This window comes from Rhizobium sp. PP-CC-3G-465 (genome assembly GCF_004343445.1).
GTDB classification, from domain to species: domain Bacteria; phylum Pseudomonadota; class Alphaproteobacteria; order Rhizobiales; family Rhizobiaceae; genus Ferranicluibacter; species Ferranicluibacter rubi.
Map to the genome: position 1 here is coordinate 281,637 of NZ_SLYH01000005.1, position 17,471 is coordinate 299,107.

Here is a 17,471-nt window from a genome sequence, read left to right on the forward strand (position 1 = left end):
CCCTATCACGGTCGAACGCTGCGCCTTCCCGCGAGGATATCAACACTCCGTCGCTATCCTCGCCTCGGTCTCCGCATCGAAAAGGTGGATATGTTCGGGGGCTATACCGATCGAGATCCTGCTTCCGACACCTACGGGACTGCGCCCGTTGGTGACCAGAACGATTTCCGGCTTGCTGTTCGTGGCGATATAGCTGTTCGATCCCGTACTCTCGACCGTCGCGACATCGAGGTGGATCGGCCCGGCGCCGGTGGTATCGATGACGAGATGCTCGGGTCTCAGACCCGCGATCAGTGAGCGCCCACGGGGCACCGGGCGGTTGACCGGAAGGTGCTGTCCTTCCCCGAACGGAAGAATGATCGAACGCCCATCGTCAGCGGCAACCGCCGGTACGAAGTTCATGGCGGGCGAGCCGATGAAGCCGGCGACGAAACGGTTGACCGGACGATCGTAGAGATCGAGCGGCGCGCCCTGCTGCTCGATGATGCCCTGGCGCATGACGACGACGTGGTCGGCCATGGTCATCGCCTCGATCTGGTCGTGCGTGACATAGACGGAGGTGGCACCCAGCCGGTCGTGCAGCGCGCGGATCTCCTTGCGCATATGGACGCGCAGCGCGGCATCCAGATTGGACAGTGGCTCGTCGAACAGGAACGCCTTGGGATGCCGGATGATGGCGCGGCTCATGGCGACGCGCTGGCGCTGGCCGCCGGAAAGCTCGCGCGGGTAGCGCGCCATCAAGCCGGAGAGTCCAGTCGTCGCCGCCACCTCTTCGGCTGCCTTCTTGGCCTCGGCCTTCTTCACGCCGCGGATGCGCAGGCTGTAGGTCAGGTTCTCTTCCACCGTCATGTGCGGATAGAGCGCATAGGACTGGAACACCATGGCCAGATCCCGCTTGCGCGGCGGGACGGCGTTCATCCGCTCGCCGGCGATGACGAGATCGCCGCTGGTGATCGTCTCCAGCCCGGCCATCGAGCGCAGCAGGGTGGACTTGCCGCAGCCGGATGGCCCGACGAGTGCGACGAACGACCCCTTGGCGATGCGCAGGTCGATATTCTTCAGGGCATGATAGGCGCCGTAATGCTTGTTGACGCCTGTCAACTCGATCTGCAGTTCGGTCTGGTTGCTCATTTGAGGGCTCCCGAGGTGAGGCCGGAGACGATGCGGCGCTGAAGCAGGACGAAGATGGCGAGGATCGGCGTCACATACATCGAGGCATAGGCCAGGATGTTGTTCCACTCGTTTGTGTTCGGCCCCATGAAGGAATTGAGCCCGACGCTGGCCGGTTGCAGCTCGATGTTCTGGATCATCGACTTGGAATAAACGAACTCGCCGAAGGCCTGCATTAAGATGAGGATGCCGCTGACGAGGATGCCGTTGCGGGCGAGCGGCAGCACGATGTTAAAGAAAGCCCCGATGCGCGAGTTCCCATCGACGAGCGCGGCCTCTTCCAACTCCATCGGCACGCTCATGAAGGTGGAGCGGACGAGCACGACGTAAAAGGGCATGCTTTTTGCGGCAATCGCGATGATGACCGCCGTGCGCGGCGTGGAGAGAAGGCCCAGCTGCGAGAAACCGACGAAGATCGGCGTGATCAAAAGTGACGCCGGAAGGACCTGCAGCATGAGGATGAGAAACAGGCCGACATCGACCCAGCGGTTGCGATAGCGTGCAAGCACATAGGCGCAGCCAGTGCCCAAAAAGATGATGAGAGCGACGGACCCTGCCGCGATCACCAGCGAATTCCACATGTAGCGGCCCATGTCGCGGGTTTCCCAGACATAGGTATAGACGCTCCATTGCGGATCACTAGGGAAGAGGCCCGGCGGGGTCGCGAACATGGCGGACCCGCTTTTCAGCGAGGTCACGTACATCCAGTAGAGCGGAAAGAGATAGATCGCCGCGAGGATGCAGGCGATCGCCAGCATCAGGCGGTGTTTCGACGCTTCGCTCATCCGCGCACCTCATGTCGTGTCGAACGCACATAGACGATGGCCGCGATCATCACGAACACGATCATGACGACAGAAATGGTCGCGCCCTGCGCAAAATCATACTGTCGGAACGACAGGTCCCACGCCCAGTACTGGGTGACGTTGGAGGAATTGTTCGGCCCGCCGGAGGTGATGGCCGCGAACAGGTCGAACTGCTGCAGGGTGAAGATCAGCCCGAGGGAGATGATGGCGCCGATGGTGGAACGCATCATCGGCAGCGTGATCGTCGTGAACCGCTGGAAAGCATTGGCACCGTCGAGTTCCGCCGCCTCGAACAGGTCCTTGGGAATTGCGGACAGGCCGACGGACAGGAGGATCATGTTGAAGGAGGTGCCGAGCCAGATATTGGCGATGATGACGGCCCAGAGCGAATAGTTCGGGTCGGAGCGCCAGAAGATGTTGCTGTCGATGATGCCGAGCGCGTTCAGCAGGTAATTGAGGACGCCGAAGTCGCCCGAGAGGATCCAATTCCAGATGGCGCCGACCACGAGGCCGGGCATGACCCAGGACACGAGAAACAGCCCGCGCAGCCACGATGCGCCGGGAAAGTTGGTCCAGAAGAACAGGGCGAGCGAGAAGCCGACGATGAACTGCCCGGCGATCGACGCGACGACGAAGATCGCGGTATTCTTCAGGATCGGCCAGGTCTCGGGCTGGGAAAACAGTGTCACGTAGTTCTTGAAGCCCACGAAGGGACGCGCGAAGGTGCCGAGGCTGAACATGTCCACTTCCTGGAAGCTCATCACGACGTTGTAGATCAGCGGCAGGCCGGCCATCACGAACAGGAAAGCGAAGGGCAAGACGATCAGGGCGACGTCGAAGCCCTTTCCGTCCGCCATGCTGGAAAAAATGCGTTTCATCGTCGCTCCCATGTTGGGGCTTTTCTGCGGGGTGCCGTGGGGGTGTCTTGCCGACACGGTGCCGGGGGAGGCAATCGAACCTTGCTCCTCCCCCGGCACCATGCTCTCCGGGAGGAAACCCGTTAGCCGAGGACCGACTTGATCTTCGCCGCAGCCTGATCCAGCGCATCCTGCGCACTCATCTGGCCGGTCAGGGCGCCCTGGATAGCGTCCTGGATGGCCTTGGAAATCTTCGGCCATGCCGGATGCGGGCCGCGGGGCTTGGCATACTTCAGCTGCTCGACGAACACCTTCAGCGCCGCATCCTTCTTTTCGTTTCCGGTCGGCGGAATGGCGATGTCCGAGCGGGCGGGAAGCTGGCCGAAGTTCTTGAACATCTGGTCGTCCTGCGATGCGAAATATTCGAGCACCTTGAAGGCTTCGTCCGGATGCTGCGTGGTCGAGAAGATCGCCCAGTTGAAGTCACCCATGGCGGAGGAGCGCTCGGCGCCGACTTCAGGCACCGGCAGCAGCGTTACGGCCCAGTCGAACTTTGCCTCCGTGCTCATCCGGTCGAGTTCCCAGGGGCCGGAAATGGCCATGGCGGCATTGCCGGAATTGAAGGTGCCGGTGGAATCCCACTGGCCACGGGTCAGGGAATCGGGCGAGGCAAGCTTCTCGTCCATAATGGTTGTCCACGTCTCCAGCGCCTTCACGGCACCTGGTGCGTTGATGTTCTGGTAGCTGCCGCCACCCATCTGTGCCCAGGGCAGGAACTGGAAGGTACCCTCTTCGTTGGCCTTGGCGGAAAAGGCGAGGCCGTAGACGTTCTTGGTGGGATCGTTCAGCTTCCGTGCGGCATCGAGAAGCTCGGCCCAGGTTTGTGGCGGCTTGTCGGGATCGAGGCCCTTCGCCGTGAACATGTCCTTGTTATAGTAGAGCGCGATCGTGTTGGTGGCCTTGGGGATGCCGTAATATTTGCCGTCCCATGTGACCGAGGCGAGCGGGCCGGCGAAGTAGTTCGCGGCCTTCACGACGGTCGAGGCCTTGATCTTGTCGGTCAGGTCGAGAAAGGCGTTGCGCGAGGCAAACAGAGCATGCTCGGGATTGTCGATGGCGATGATGTCAGGCGCCTGGCCGGTCGAGAAGGCGCGCATCGCTTCGCTCACCACGTCGTCGAACTGGATTTCCCGGTATTCCACCGTGATGCCGTTCTTCAGGGCGTTGAATCCCTTGATCAGATTGGGCGCCGGCTGTATCGGCTTGTCGAGCGACCAGACGGTGATCTTCACGTCTTCGGCACGGGCGCTGAGCCCGAATGTCGAGACGGTGGCCAGTGCGATCGCACCGGCGGCAAGCCATGTCCTCATAGTCATGTTCTCCTCCTAACGTTGTGGGTCTTGATCCGGCCGCCATCCTCCATGGCGTCCGGCCGGCTCACTGCGGATCGGTGACGAAATCGCCGCCCCTGCAATTCTTGAGATAGTTCAGCCCATGCACCTGCCCGGTCATTTCCAGCGCATCGCGGTAGACGGGATCGTGCCAGCCTTCGATGTCGATCGAGCCGGACCAACCGGCGAGACGCAGCTCCGAGATGATGTCGGTCCAGTTGCTGTCGCCGAAGCCGGGTGTGCGCATGAACACGAAGGGATGCTTGCCGAAGATACCGTGTTCGCGGATGACGTCCCAGCGGATCGTCGCGTCCTTGCCGTGGACGTGGAAGATTTTGGACGCCCACTTGCGGATCTGCGGCAGCGGGTCGATCAGGTAGACCATCTGGTGGCAGGGCTCCCATTCGAGCCCGATATTTTCGTCCGGGGTCTCGTTGAACATCAACTCCCAGGCGTCCGGATTGTGGGCGATGTTCCAGTCACCGGACTGCCAATTGCCGTCCATGGCGCAGTTCTCGAAGGCGATCTTCACGCCCTTGTCGGCGGCGCGTCGGCCAAGTTCGCTCCAGATTTGCTTGTAGCGGGGCAGGCTCTCGGGCAGCGGCTTGCCGCGAACCCGGCCGGTGAAGCCGGCAACGCAGGTGGCCCCGAAGTGATGCGCGTTGTCGATGCAATCCTTCCAGCCCTGCAGCGTCTGCAGGTCGAGGTCCTCCTCCTCCAGCGGGTTGCCGAACATGCCGATGGTGGAGATCGTGATATCGCGATCGCCGATCGCCTCCCGGCAGCGCTTGCCGAGATCGGCGAGATTCTGCCCGTTGGTGGTTTGCCAGAAAAACGGTTCGAAGCTTTCGAAACCGAGGTCGGCGATCTGTCCGATGCGGGTGGCCGCCTGGCCGGCGCTCGCGCTGATCATGGTGCCGACGCGGATGGAGTTTGCGGGGTTGCTCACGGGTTCTGTCCTTGTGCTGAAAGATCGACGGCAAGGCCGGTCCGGGCGCTTTCGATGGCGCCGAACACCATGGAAAGGCTCTTGATGTTGTCGTGACCGATTGTCTCGGGCTCGCTCCCGGTGTCGATGGCGCGAATGAAGTCGAGGAGGACGCTGGCATGCCCTTGCGTTTCCGCCTCGTCGGTCACCTCTGGCATCGGCAGTGACCGCGCGCCGTGAAGAAGGCCCGGCTCGTCACCGGAGACGGTGACCTCGAACGCGGCCTCGCCATCCCAGGTCAGCATGCCGTTTGCGCCGACCAGCCGCCATTCGCTCTCCCAGCTCGTGCGCCGACCTTCCGCGCACCACGAGCCGCGATAGGTGAAGACGGCATCGTCGGACAGCTTGAAGATCGCATTGGCAGCGGCGCCGTGTACGTACCAGGACCCGGCCGGGTTGGTTTCCACGCAGTAGACCGACAGCGGTACCTTGCCAGACACGAAACGGGCGGCGTCGAAGGTGTGGATTGCCATGTCGAGCAGCAGCACGTTCTGCATCTCGTCGCGGAAGCCGCCAAAATGTGGTGCGAGAAAGAAGTCGCAGTGGACGGCCGTGAGGTCGCCGATCGCGGCGCTCTCGACCAGTCGCTTCATGCGCCGCACGCCGGAAATGAAGCGCCGGTTCTGGACGACGGCATGGATGCGGCCGGCCTTGCGGGCCAGATCCAGAAGATCCCGCGCCTCATCGAGCGAGGTGGCCATCGGTTTCTCGCTGAGGACATGGCACCCGTGCGCCAAAGCTGCGGAGACGACCGCGCGGCGGGCAGCGGGGATGACGACGTCGAAGACGAGCTGCGGCTGTGTTGCTTCCAGCATTGCGGGAAGGTCCGTATCGATCGTAGCCTCGGTCAGTCCGAACTCTCGCGCAAGCGCTTCTGCGGTAGCGCGATCGAGATCGACGAGGCCCACGATCTCGACGCGGCTCTTCAAGAGCGGGTCTCCGGCCAGTGCCCGGAGCCAGCCTTTGGCCATAGCTCCGCACCCGCATAAAACGGCTTTGTATGCTGTCACTGAAGTCCTCCCGAACGGGACCGAAACTCCTCTTTCGATCTCCGTAAACGTTTACGAGACTATGGACAGGATAGGGTTCGTGTCAATAGGATTTGTGGGAAGACGAAGGGTGGGACATCGGTGGTGGTGAAGGGCATACGGCAATTGGCCGATCATCTGGATATTTCGATCGGCACGGTTTCACGCGCGCTGAACGGGAAGAAGGACGTCAACGAGGAGACGCGACGGCGCGTTCTGGAGGCGGCCGAGCGCCTCGGTTACGTCGCCAACCAGTCCGGCCGGGCGCTGCGCAAGGGGTCCACAGGTGTGATCGGCTTCATGATGCAGACCGGCCACGAGATCACGGGGCAGGGGGATACGTTCTTTATGAGCGTCTTCGATGGTGTGCAGACCGTGTTCGCCCGACACGGGCTGGACCTTGTCGCGCTTCTCTGCTCCTCCGAAGAGGATCCGGACGCCTACCTGGAGCGTGTCGTCGCGCGCGGATTTGCCGATGGCATCATGCTGTCGGCCACGCGGCGGATCGACCATCGCTTCGCCCTGCTCGACCGGCGCAAAATCCCTTTCGTCTCCCTCGGTCGCAGCCTGACGGATGTCGGGCAGCCCTTCATCGACCTCGACTTCGAGGGCATGGCGACGACCGTGATGATGCGGCTGGCGACACGCGGGCATCGCCGCATCGCGGTGCTGCGCCCCCATGACGATCTCAATCTCGGCCATGTCTTCGTGGAGCGTTGCCGGGAGGTTTTGGCAGTGCATGGGCTGTCGCTGGAGGACGACCTGATCTTCAACGCCTCGCCGAACGAAGCTGGCGGCTATCGCATCGGGCAGGAACTCGCCCGCCATCCCAACCGCCCTTCGGCCATCGCGGTGCTTAACGACGGTAGCGTCACCGGCCTGTTCCATGGTCTGGAAGCCGCCGGCCTCACACCCGGCAAGGACATCGCCGTCATCGGTCTCCACAGCCCACAGGCCCGATATCTTTCGCCGCGACTGACCTGTTTCGACCTGTCGCTCCGGGACCTGGGCATCTCCCTCGCCGAAACCCTCCTCGCCAGCATGCCGGCCTATGCCACGCTTTATCCAGATGCCGCGCATCGCCGGCTCTGGCCGATGACACTGATCGACGGCGATAGCGGGTAGGAAATGAGCGCCTTCTCCAGAGCTCGAGGGCTGAAGCAGGCGTCTCGTTAGGCCATTTCCCCTTTAAGGTTCATGTGAGCGGCTTCAAACCGACACCCAACCCCGCTCCCGATAGGACTGCGCCATTGCGTGGACGCTGCGCTCTATTCGCAGGCCATCCTCGAAGGAGACTGTGGTGGAGGGGTTGCCGGCGATGGCATTGATGAGTTGGTGGCACTCGATGATCTTGAGGTCGTTGAAGCCGAGGCCATGGCCGGGAGCCGGGATGAAGCGGTCGTAGGGCGTGTGGATCGGGGCCGTGAGGACACGGGCGAAGCCGCGCGTCGCCTCGGGGCCATCGGCTGTGTAGAGCTCGAATTCGTTCATGCGCTCCTGATCGTAGAGGATCGACCCTTTCGAGCCGAAGATCTGCAGCGCGATGCGCCCCTTGCGGCCCCAGGCGGAACGGTTGGCCATCAGCACGGCGGAAATATTGCCCTCCAGCTTCAGGAGAACGCTGGCGACGTCATGATTCTCGACCTCCCGGCGCGTGCCGTCTTTGACCGGACGGTCGGTATAGGGCTTGCCGAGGTCGGCGATGACCTCCTGCACATGGCCGAAGAGGTGCCAAAGCAGCGAGAGGGGATGAACGGCAAAATCGTCCAGCGCGCCATAGCCGGACGCCGCCTCGCTCTTCCAGTAGAAGAGGGCTTCCGGGTCGGCCATGAAGTCTTCGTCCATTTCGACGCGCACATGATTGACGGTGCCGATCGTGCCGTCCTCGATCAGGCGGCGGATCTGGGCGATGGCTGGATTCTGGATGTAGTTGTAGCCAAGAATGGCGGTCTTACCCGTCTTGCGGGCGGCTGCCAGCATGGCTTCGGCGTCGGTAAGGGCCGGTGCCATCGGCTTTTCGCACCAGACATGCTTGCCGGCTTCAAGCGCGGCAATCGCCATTTCCGGATGGAAGGCATTCGGCGTGGTGATCGAGATGACATCGACCTCTGGGTCGGCAAGAAGGTCGCGCCAGTTGCCGGTCGATTTGCGGAAGCCGAAAGCGCTGGCACGGTTCGCCGCCATCTCGGCATTGGCCTCGGCCAGGTAGATCAGGTTCGGAGCGGGAACGTCTCCGAAGATCTGGCGGACACCGTTCCAGGCGAGTGCGTGGCACTTTCCCATGTAACCGGTTCCGATCAGGCCGACGCCTAGAGCTTTCATGTTTGTCTCCCGAGAGGGTTGATCGCAGCGCTGGAGGTGACTGCTGAAATGCTGGGGAAAAGATTTCCCAAGGACGCGGCAGTGACAGTGCCGGCCTTATGGAACGGGTGATATTTGCGGGTCAGCCCTTGGAACGTTTCTTCTGGCGATAGACATCGACCACGACGGCCGTGACGATGATGAGGCCCTTGACGATTTCCTGGTAATAGGCGTCCACCCGGAGGAAGGTGAAGCCGGAGGTCATGACGCCGAGGATGACGGTGCCGATGACCGTGCCGGTGATGCGGCCGACGCCGCCATTCAACGATGTGCCGCCGATGACGGTCGCGGCGATGGCGTCGAGTTCGTACATCACGCCCATGCCGGACTGTGCGGTCTGGGCGCGGGCGGCCGTGACCACGCCGGCGAGACCGGCCAGCATGCCGGCAATGGCGTAGACCTTGATCAGGTGGCCTTCGACATTGATGCCGGAAACGCGCGCGGCCTGCATGTTGGCGCCGATCGCATAGGTGAATTTGCCGTAGCGGGTGTAGCGCAGGGCGATGTGGAAGATGAGCGCGACGACGAGGAAGACGATGACCGGCCAGATGCCCGTGCCGATGAAATTGAACTGGTCGGTCAGCCCCGAGACCGGCTGGCCCTTCGTGTACCATTTCGAAATGCCGCGGGCCGACACCATCATGCCGAGCGTGGCGATGAAAGGCGGGATCTTGGTGCGGGCAATCAGCTGCCCGTTGACGAAGCCGGCAAGTAGACCGATGCCGATGCCGAGCGCGATCGGCACGATAAAGGGCATGTCGGTCAGCGAGGGATAGACCGCGCGGGGCCAGGTGGACGCCTGCGCGACGCTGGCCGAGATCATCGCCGTCATGCCGACGACCGATCCGGAGGAAAGGTCGATGCCGCCGGTGATGATAACCTGCGTGACGCCCACGGCGATGATGCCGATGACCGAGACCTGCAGGATCATGATCGTCAGGCGCTGCGTGTTCATCAGGAAGCTCTGGCCGATGAAGATCCAGCCGAGCAGTTCGTAGACGAGCGCGATGGCGATCAGCACGAGGAAGATGTTGAACTCGGACGGCAGTTTTCGCCGCGAGCGTGGCGAGACGGGCGACGTGCCGTGCACGGCTTCATTGTTGGCCATTGATAGTCCTCCGTGACGCGATGGATAAGCGGCGTGAACGGCGCGCTCAGCGCGCTGCCAGCTCCATCACCTTGATTTGCGTGGCTTCGGCACGATCGAGAAAGCCGGTGACGCGGCCTTCGTGCATCACCATGATGCGATCGCTCATACCGAGAACTTCGGGCATTTCCGACGAGATCATGATGATGGCGACGCCGTTGCGGGCCATCTCGCTGACCAGACGGTGGATCTCGGCCTTGGCACCGACATCGATGCCGCGCGTCGGCTCGTCGAGAATGAGAATACGAGGATCTGTCAGCATCCATCGCCCGATGAGCGCCTTCTGCTGGTTGCCGCCGGAAAGATTTTCGATCCGCTCGTCCAGATTGGGCGTCTTGACGCGCAGCTTGCGCGCCATCTCCTCGCATTTTTCGGCAAGCGCCGTCTGTTTCACGAAGCCGTACTTGACGAATTTGTCCTGCAGCACGGCGATCTGCATGTTCTCCAGCACGTTGAGGATCAGCAGGCAGCCCGTGTCCTTGCGGTCTTCGGTGAGGAAGGCCATGCGATTGGCGATGGCCTTGGTCGGCGTGTCGATGACGACGTCGCGACCGTTGATGGCGATCGTGCCCGAAGTCGCCGGCGTCACGCCGAAAAGGGCTTCGGCGACATTCGACCGGCCGGAGCCGACGAGGCCGGCAATGCCGAGGATTTCGCCCGCGCGCACTTCGAAGGAAATATCCGTGAAGACGCCGCGCAGCGACAGGTTTTTGACCGCGAGAACAGTCTCACCGATCGGAACCTCTTCCTTCGGAAACATCTGGGTGATCTCACGGCCGACCATCATGCGGATGATGTCGTCTCGTGTGACGTCCGTGGATGCGTGCGTGCCGATATATTTGCCGTCGCGAAACACCGAAAACTCGTCCGCGATCTCGAACAGCTCGTTCATCTTGTGCGTGATGTAGACGATGCCGATGCCTTGTTCGCGTAGGCTGCGGATGATGGCGAAGAGGTGCTCCACCTCGCGCTCGGTCAGCGCCGATGTCGGCTCGTCCATGATGAGGACGTCGGATTCGTAGGAGACGGCCTTTGCGATCTCCACCATCTGCCGGTTCGCGACCGAGAGGTCGCCGACCAGGGACTGCGGATCGAGCGCGATGTTCAGGCGTTTGAAGAGGTCGGCCGTCTGGCGGTTCATGGCGCCGTGGTCGATAAGCCCGAAACGGCCCTTGGGCTCGCGGCGAATCCAGATGTTTTCCGCGACCGTCATGAACGGCATCAGGTTCAGCTCCTGATGGATCATCGCAATGCCGTTTTCCAGGGCATCCAGCGGCGAGGCGAGCTCGATATCGACACCCTTCAGGCGAACCTGCCCGCGATCCGGCCGATAGATGCCGGCGAGGATCTTCATCAGCGTCGATTTTCCGGCGCCGTTCTCGCCCATCAGCGCATGGACCGTGCCGCGCTTCAGCCGGAAGGTGACGTCATCAAGGGCGACGACGCCGGGAAACTCCTTGCGGACGCCCTCGGCCGTCAGCAGAAATTCGGCATTGGGAATGGCGCCGCTCTTGCGCACAGCGGCCATCGTCGACGGGCTGACCATCGTTATCCTCCTCGAAAGACCTTCCACCCGTCCGGTAACCGAAGGTACCGGGCGAGCATTCTCTCTGGGTCGCTGCGGCAGTATCCGGGGGCGAGGTGTCGCCCCGAGGGCGAGGTGTCGCCGCTTTGCCCGGACCTGCGCAGATCGGACTGCGGGTGGTGCCCGCAGTCCGTCGTCAGGCCTTAGTTCTTGGCCTGGTAGTCCTTGAGGTTTGCGGGCGTGACGAGTTCGAAGGGGATGTAGACCTTCTTCTCCACGGTCTCGCCCTTCACCAACTTCAGCGCGGCATCGACAGCGCCCTTGCCCTGGCCGGCAGCGTTCTGGAAGACGGTGACGTCGAGGTCGCCGGCGGCCATTGCGGCCAGCGCGTCCTGCGTCGCATCGACGCCGGCAATCACGACCTTGTCCATCGGACGGCCGGCCGCCTTCAGGGCCTGCATCGCGCCGATCGCCATTTCGTCATTGTTGGCGATCACGGCGTCGAACTCGGTTCCGGCCGACAGCCAGTTGGTGATCAGGTCGGCGCCTTCGGTGCGCTGCCAGTTGGCGGTCTGCTCCTCGACGATCGAGATGCCCTTGCAGTCATCCGTCGCCAGAACGTCATGCACGGCGGCGGTGCGCATGCGCGCGCCCTGGTTGGAAAGTTCGCCCATCATGACGACGGCCTTGCCCTTGCCGCCGAGAAGACGGCAGACTTCCTGCGCTTCGAGCGTGCCGGCGACCGTTTCCTCGGAGGCGACGAAGGCCTGCTTGTCCGGCAGAGCGTCGAGATTTGCCGGCTGGCGGTTGACGTAGACGAGCGGGATCTTCGCGTCGGAGGCGATCTTCGACATGGCGGCGGTCGCGTCGGTATCGACCGGGTTGACGATGATCGCATCGACGCCGGCGGCGATGAAGTTCTGAATCTGGCTCTGCTGCTTGGCGACGTCGTTCTGGGCGTCCTCGATCTGCAGCGAAACACCGTTCAGCGTCTGCGCGTAGTCGCTCATGCCGTTGCGCAGAACGGTCAGAAAGTTGTCGTCGAACTTGGCGATCGACACGCCGATGGTCTCGGCATGTGCTGCCGTCGAGAGCATCACGGCAAGCGCCGCGCTGAAAATGATCTTCTTCATGTTTCCTCCTCAGGCGGGTGTCCGGTCGCACCCCGTTATCCGGATCTCCCAAAACGGGTTCCTCGATGTCCGCAGGCGCAACGCCGAAACGGTACAAAACTAACAAAATAAATCCTCGTGGAATGTTTATTCCATTGTTTGTATCCGTCGTCAAATTGAATCTTCGCGATGTCTTCTGGATGGTTTGCAGAGGAGGTCGGAAGGGCTTCCCGTTGTAGACGCAAGAAGGGGCGGGACCTTTCGGTCCCGCCCCTATCCGTTCAACGGCAAGGCGTTTGCGTTTCGCCTTGGTCAGTTGGCGGCGCGCAGTTGTAGGCGCGAGACGCCGGCGGCGACGTTGAGGCCGGTGCCGGCCTGCGTGCTCAGCGGCTGGAGACCGAAGTTCTTCGAATTGCCGCCGACAAGGGCGTTTGCGCCAAGGCCGAGGCCGACGGCGGCGCTTGCTGATGCGCCGACATAGGTGCCAGCAAGGCTGCCCTGGCCGATGGTGGTCGGGACCGTGTTGACGACGATCCAGCTGAGATAGGACTTGCCCGTCACGCCGACGTCGATGCCGAGCTTACCGATGGTGCCGGTGTAGCGCTCGGTCTTTCCGCCGCGCTGCTTGAAGGTGCAATCCACAGCCTTGCTCGACCCGATGAGCAGGCCGATTCCGCCGGCGACCTCGCAGGACAGCGTACCCAGACGTTCGCGAGGCTCGTCAGCGACCTGCCTGCCATGGTGCTTCTTCGACGGTGTCATGTCGGCCGCCGATGCGGTGGTGCCGATGGCCAGGATTGCCGCGACGGCGAGGATGAGGGTCTTCTTCATAAAATGACTCCGATATTGATTGTGATGTTCGGTTCGATGTTTGGGCCTGAAGCGCACCGGTTCAGCACGGTGCAGCGGGCGAAACGATTTCGACGTCGCTGATGACGCGGCGCGACGAGAGGTCGGCGGCAATGCCGATGGCCATGTCGATCGCCTCGCGGCTCGGGGCCGTGCCCGAGAGCAGGACGTGCTCCTCGGTCACAGCAACCGCGATCCGGCAGTCTTCCAGCCCGTATGTATAGGCAAGAACGCAAGCGATCGTTGCTTGAGTCGATCCCTGGTCGGGGGTGAGGGCGGTGTTCGAAAGAACGGGGAACAACATGATGGCTCTGCCTCTCGGTCGGGCTCTCAAGGGGATCATCTCGCCTGCGTCCCGGCTCTCCAATGGTCGAGAGCCGGCAGCCGCAGCAGCCTATTTGAGGGCACCCTTGATGGTGTCCTTGGCCTTGCCGAGCGTGCTCTGAGCTTTGCCATCCGCCTTGTCGATCTTGCCTTCGGCTTCGAGGCGCTCGTTGCCGACAAGCTTGCCGACAGCCTCCTTGACAGTACCCTTCGCTTCCTTGGCTCCGCCTTCGATACGGTTCTTGTCCATCCTGGTTCTCCTTGAAAACTGACGTTCAGGTTCAGATGGCAGCGACGATCTCGCTGTCATGAGAGGGGAGATAGGCGGTTTGGATGGATGATTTCAGATTGGGAAATACCAGTCGGCCTGGTAGTAAATGACCTTTTTTCAGGTCGCAGATGGTTTTCTGCTATTTTTGCCGTCCCGGCCGCTTGCTGAGCTTGGCATCCGGCAGTCCCGTAAAGCCGCGCTCCCGCGCCCAGATGACAGCGGCCGCGCGGCGGTTGACGCCGATCTTTCCGTAGAGCGATGCGATGTGGTTGCGGATCGTGTTTTTGGAGAGATGCAGGGTGTCGCTCATCTCGGCATCGGTCTGCCCGCTGCAGATCAGGCCGAGGATTTCGCGTTCCCGGTCGCTCAAGGCGATAAGCTGCGCCGTCGGAGCCGCGCTCGAAGTCTGCTTCAGCGTCGCAAGGCGATCGACGATCGAGCGACTGAGCCAAGAGGTGTCGGCCATCACGCTTTCGATCGCCTCCACCAGCTGCGCCTCGCTCCGCCGACGCTCGGTCACGTCCTGCAAGGCCCAGATGACGCATTGTTCGTCGTTGATCTCGACGCGCTCCGCAGAGACGAGGCATTCGGCAAAGGCACCATCCTTCTGCTTCATGCGCATCGGTTCGTCGCGCACGAAGGTGTTGTCGCGCAGCTTCTGCTCGATGTCTTTACGCGCGGCGATATCGTCCCACAGGCGCAACTCGCCCGCCGTTCGGCCGACGACGTCCGTCAGGCCGTAGCCGGAGATCTGCAGAAACGCATCGTTCGCCTCGGTGAAGACGAAATCGTCCAGCCGCGAGATGGCTGCGGGTGCCGGCGAAAGACGGAAGGATTTCGAGAACCGTTCTTCGCTCTGCCGCAGGGCATTTTGCGCTTTTCGACGCGCATCCAGATCGGCGAAGGTGAAGAGCATGCAGGGCTCCTCCACGACCGCGATCGGCTCTCCCGCCACGATCACCAGACGGTCGCCGCCGGCCGGCAGGGGAACCAGCGCCTCGCGATGCCGGATGACGCGGCCCTCGACAAGCTTCGCCAGTGCATCCTCGCCGCTTTCGCAATTTGAAAACAGCCCGATGGCTTCGACCGTTCGCCCGATAATGTCTTCCTTGATGAAGCCGGTCATCTCGAGGAACCCCTGATTGACGCGGATGAACCGGTGGTCATCCAGCCGACAGATAAGGCCGGGGGCGGGGTTGGCGTTGAAGGAGCGCTCGAACCGCTCCTCGGCCTCGAAGCGTGGCGTCTCGTCGCGGATGACCAGCGCCAGAACCGCATCGCCATCGCTCCTGCCCGAGATCGCCATGCTCCGGCTCGTGTGAACCCAAGCCGTATCGAGGTCCGTTGCCGGCGAGATCTCCACCGTGACGTCCTCGACCGTTTCGCCTGCCAGCAGACGCTCGATCGGATACTGGCCCTCTTCCAGCGGATGGTTGTTGCGATAGCGCAGGGTGAAGGTCCGCCGGTACCCTTTCGCGTCGCCGCCAAGATCGTCGATGGCCTCGACGCGGTGCATCGCCAGAGCGGCTGGGTTCGCCCAGGTGATGCGCCCTTTGCCATCCAGAAATATCACCCCCTCGCTGAGGCCGCCGAGAAGCGCCTGGAGGGTTTCGCGGTCGAGGGATGGCGCTTTGAGGCGTTCGGGCATGATCTGTTTCCGGTCGGCGCGCTGGGGGTTGGTCGGTCGTGCGACAAGCAAGGCAGGAGAGGTTATCGGTATCGATGGCGCATCAACACCGCGGTCCCGGCAATGCCAGCCATCAGCGCTGCAAGCGCGATGAGAAGGTGGAAGTGCAGGCGCAGATGTCCAAACAGCATCTCCACGGCATTGCCGAAGAGAAAGCCGATGGCGGTGATCGCCGTTCCCCAGAGGCAGGCGGCAACCCCGTTCAGCACGAGGAAGCGAAAAGCGGAAATGCTCGTCCGGCTGATCAGCAGGGGACTGATGATGCGCATGCCGTAGATGAAGCGGAAGGCGAGGATGAAGCCGACGGGATAGCGCTCCAGCAGGCCGGTCGCGCGGCGCATGGCCGTCGTCGCCTCAAGCCGCTCCACGAAGCGAAAGCGCGCGGCATGCCGGCCGATGAAGAAGAAGAGCTGGTCGGCAATAAACGAACCGAACGCGGTAGCGGCTGCCACCTGCCAATAGACGAGGAGACCGCGATGCGCGAGCACGCCGCCGAGGAAGGCGACTGCTTCTCCCTCGACGCCGGCGCCAACGAGAACGGCCCAGATGCCGTAGTCCGAGATCAGCGCTTCCAACAGACGTCCGATCCGATCACCGAGGCACCGCCTGAACTCCCCGCCATCCGTCACTCTCCATCAACGATCGCTGTCGAAGATAGTCCTCGACGGCGCGTTTTGAAGAGCCGATGAATATACGCGGTTCATGTCGTGGAGCGTGGCGCGGAGGTCGAAGACCTCCGGCTCTTATACGCGCTCGAACGCCATCGCGATGCCTTGGCCGACGCCGATGCACATGGCTGCCAGAGCGTGCCGGCCCGTGCCGAGGGACAGTTCGAGTGCCGCCGTTCCGGCAATGCGGGCGCCGGACATTCCGAGTGGGTGGCCGAGCGCGATGGCACCGCCGTTCCGGTTCACGTGCGCGGCATCCTCGGCAATGCCGAGTTCCCGCAGCACGGCGATGGCCTGGGAGGCGAAGGCTTCGTTGATTTCCACCACGTCGAACTGCGTCGGCGACAGGCCGAGACGCCTGGCAAGCTTCTGTGTCGCCGGCACCGGCCCGATGCCCATGACCCGCGGCGGCACGCCTGCAGCAGCACCTCCGACGATCCGCGCGATCGGGGTCAGTCCGTGGCGCTTCGCGCCGGCTTCGGATGCGATGATCAGGGCTGCAGCGCCATCATTCACGCCGGACGCATTGCCCGCCGTCACGGTGCCGCTGCCTGTCTTGTTGACCGGCCTGAGGCCGGCGAGCGCCGCGATGCTGGTCGCGCGAGGATGCTCGTCCTTCGCGACGACAAGGGCATCGCCCTTGCGCTGGGGAACGCTGACGGGCGTGATCTCCCGGTCGAGACGGCCATTCGCCTGGGCGGCCGCTGCCTTTTCCTGCGAGCGGACCGAAAAGGCGTCCTGGTCTTCGCGGGAGACGTGAAAGTCGTTGGCGACGTTGTCTCCTGTCTCCGGCATGGAATCGACGCCGTAGAGCGCCTTCATCTGCGGATTGACGAAACGCCAGCCGATCGTCGTGTCGTAGATTTCGGCCTGCCGGGAATAGGCGGTTTCGGCCTTCGGCATGACAAAGGGTGCCCGGCTCATGCTTTCCACGCCACCGGCGATCATCAGGTCGGCCTCGCCGGAACTGATCGCCCGCGCAGCCGTCATGACCGCGTCCATGCCGGAGCCGCAAAGGCGGTTGAGGGTCGTACCACTGACGGAGACCGGTAGTCCGGCGAGCAGAAGCGACATGCGGGCGACGTTGCGGTTGTCCTCTCCGGCCTGGTTGGCGCATCCGAAGATGACGTCATCGACCGCTTCCCAATCGACGGAAGTGTTGCGCGCCATCAGCGCCTTCAGCGGCACGGCGCCGAGATCGTCGGGGCGGACGGAGGCGAGCGCTCCGCCGAAGCGGCCAATGGGTGTGCGGATATAATCACAGATGAAAGCGTCTGGCATGGCTCA

Annotated in this window: 17 protein-coding genes; 1 reads left to right on the top strand and 16 read right to left on the bottom strand. The window is 62.7% G+C overall.

Annotated elements, in window-relative coordinates; translation table 11 throughout:
- Positions 1 to 39: 39 nt before the first annotated feature.
- The 6 genes from C8J33_RS19000 to C8J33_RS19025 all read right to left on the bottom strand — a co-directional run bounded on the left by C8J33_RS19000 (position 40) and on the right by C8J33_RS19025 (position 6,222).
- The gene (locus tag C8J33_RS19000; protein ID WP_110801678.1) at positions 40 to 1,131 is read right to left on the bottom strand and encodes an ABC transporter ATP-binding protein; all 1,092 of its coding nucleotides are present in this window, start codon (positions 1,129 to 1,131) and stop codon (positions 40 to 42) included.
- Positions 1,128 to 1,955 (bottom strand): carbohydrate ABC transporter permease, encoded by an 828-nt coding sequence (locus C8J33_RS19005; RefSeq protein ID WP_132665029.1) that lies wholly within the window; start codon positions 1,953 to 1,955, stop codon positions 1,128 to 1,130. Before C8J33_RS19005 ends, C8J33_RS19000 begins: the two co-directional genes overlap by 4 nt.
- Positions 1,952 to 2,854 carry a carbohydrate ABC transporter permease gene (locus tag C8J33_RS19010; RefSeq protein WP_110801745.1) on the bottom strand — a complete coding sequence of 301 codons (903 nt, stop codon included), beginning with the start codon at positions 2,852 to 2,854 and terminating at the stop codon, positions 1,952 to 1,954. Before C8J33_RS19010 ends, C8J33_RS19005 begins: the two co-directional genes overlap by 4 nt.
- 122 nt (positions 2,855 to 2,976) lie before the next feature.
- Entirely contained in the window at positions 2,977 to 4,209 is a 1,233-nt protein-coding gene (locus C8J33_RS19015) for an ABC transporter substrate-binding protein (protein ID WP_110801680.1), read from the bottom strand.
- Positions 4,210 to 4,270: 61 nt separating this feature from the next.
- A complete protein-coding gene (locus tag C8J33_RS19020; protein ID WP_132665030.1) occupies positions 4,271 to 5,173 on the bottom strand; it encodes a sugar phosphate isomerase/epimerase family protein in 903 nt (300 codons plus the stop codon).
- Entirely contained in the window at positions 5,170 to 6,222 is a 1,053-nt protein-coding gene (locus C8J33_RS19025; RefSeq protein WP_280953141.1) for a Gfo/Idh/MocA family protein, read from the bottom strand. Before C8J33_RS19025 ends, C8J33_RS19020 begins: the two co-directional genes overlap by 4 nt.
- A gap of 126 nt (positions 6,223 to 6,348) precedes the next feature.
- Here C8J33_RS19025 and C8J33_RS19030 point away from each other — a divergent pair, with 126 nt between their 5' ends.
- Positions 6,349 to 7,365, top strand: a complete 1,017-nt coding sequence (locus tag C8J33_RS19030; protein ID WP_110801746.1) for a substrate-binding domain-containing protein — start codon at positions 6,349 to 6,351, stop codon at positions 7,363 to 7,365.
- A gap of 84 nt (positions 7,366 to 7,449) precedes the next feature.
- Here the strand turns inward: C8J33_RS19030 and C8J33_RS19035 are convergent, their stop codons facing one another.
- The 10 genes from C8J33_RS19035 to pcaF form a co-directional block, all read right to left on the bottom strand.
- The gene (locus C8J33_RS19035) at positions 7,450 to 8,562 is read right to left on the bottom strand and encodes a Gfo/Idh/MocA family protein (RefSeq protein WP_110801683.1); all 1,113 of its coding nucleotides are present in this window, start codon (positions 8,560 to 8,562) and stop codon (positions 7,450 to 7,452) included.
- A gap of 121 nt (positions 8,563 to 8,683) precedes the next feature.
- On the bottom strand, positions 8,684 to 9,709 hold the full coding sequence (locus C8J33_RS19040) for an ABC transporter permease (RefSeq protein WP_110729509.1): 1,026 nt from the start codon (positions 9,707 to 9,709) through the stop codon (positions 8,684 to 8,686).
- A gap of 46 nt (positions 9,710 to 9,755) precedes the next feature.
- Positions 9,756 to 11,294: a sugar ABC transporter ATP-binding protein gene (locus C8J33_RS19045; RefSeq protein ID WP_110801684.1), complete on the bottom strand. Its 1,539-nt coding sequence runs from the start codon at positions 11,292 to 11,294 to the stop codon at positions 9,756 to 9,758.
- A gap of 182 nt (positions 11,295 to 11,476) precedes the next feature.
- Positions 11,477 to 12,406 (bottom strand): sugar ABC transporter substrate-binding protein, encoded by a 930-nt coding sequence (locus C8J33_RS19050; protein ID WP_110801685.1) that lies wholly within the window; start codon positions 12,404 to 12,406, stop codon positions 11,477 to 11,479.
- A 291-nt stretch (positions 12,407 to 12,697) separates the two neighbouring features.
- Complete coding sequence (locus C8J33_RS19055) at positions 12,698 to 13,216, bottom strand: DUF992 domain-containing protein (RefSeq protein ID WP_110801686.1); 519 nt, start codon at positions 13,214 to 13,216, stop codon at positions 12,698 to 12,700.
- Positions 13,217 to 13,277: 61 nt separating this feature from the next.
- The gene (locus C8J33_RS19060) at positions 13,278 to 13,538 is read right to left on the bottom strand and encodes a BON domain-containing protein (RefSeq protein ID WP_165910630.1); all 261 of its coding nucleotides are present in this window, start codon (positions 13,536 to 13,538) and stop codon (positions 13,278 to 13,280) included.
- A 90-nt stretch (positions 13,539 to 13,628) separates the two neighbouring features.
- On the bottom strand, positions 13,629 to 13,808 hold the full coding sequence (locus C8J33_RS19065; protein ID WP_110801688.1) for a CsbD family protein: 180 nt from the start codon (positions 13,806 to 13,808) through the stop codon (positions 13,629 to 13,631).
- Positions 13,809 to 13,968: 160 nt separating this feature from the next.
- On the bottom strand, positions 13,969 to 15,477 hold the full coding sequence (locus C8J33_RS19070; RefSeq protein WP_110801689.1) for a helix-turn-helix transcriptional regulator: 1,509 nt from the start codon (positions 15,475 to 15,477) through the stop codon (positions 13,969 to 13,971).
- Positions 15,478 to 15,539: 62 nt separating this feature from the next.
- Positions 15,540 to 16,094 (bottom strand): VTT domain-containing protein, encoded by a 555-nt coding sequence (locus tag C8J33_RS19075; protein WP_110801747.1) that lies wholly within the window; start codon positions 16,092 to 16,094, stop codon positions 15,540 to 15,542.
- A gap of 165 nt (positions 16,095 to 16,259) precedes the next feature.
- The gene (gene pcaF, locus C8J33_RS19080; protein WP_110801690.1) at positions 16,260 to 17,465 is read right to left on the bottom strand and encodes a 3-oxoadipyl-CoA thiolase; all 1,206 of its coding nucleotides are present in this window, start codon (positions 17,463 to 17,465) and stop codon (positions 16,260 to 16,262) included.
- Between the last annotated feature and the right edge of the window lie 6 nt (positions 17,466 to 17,471).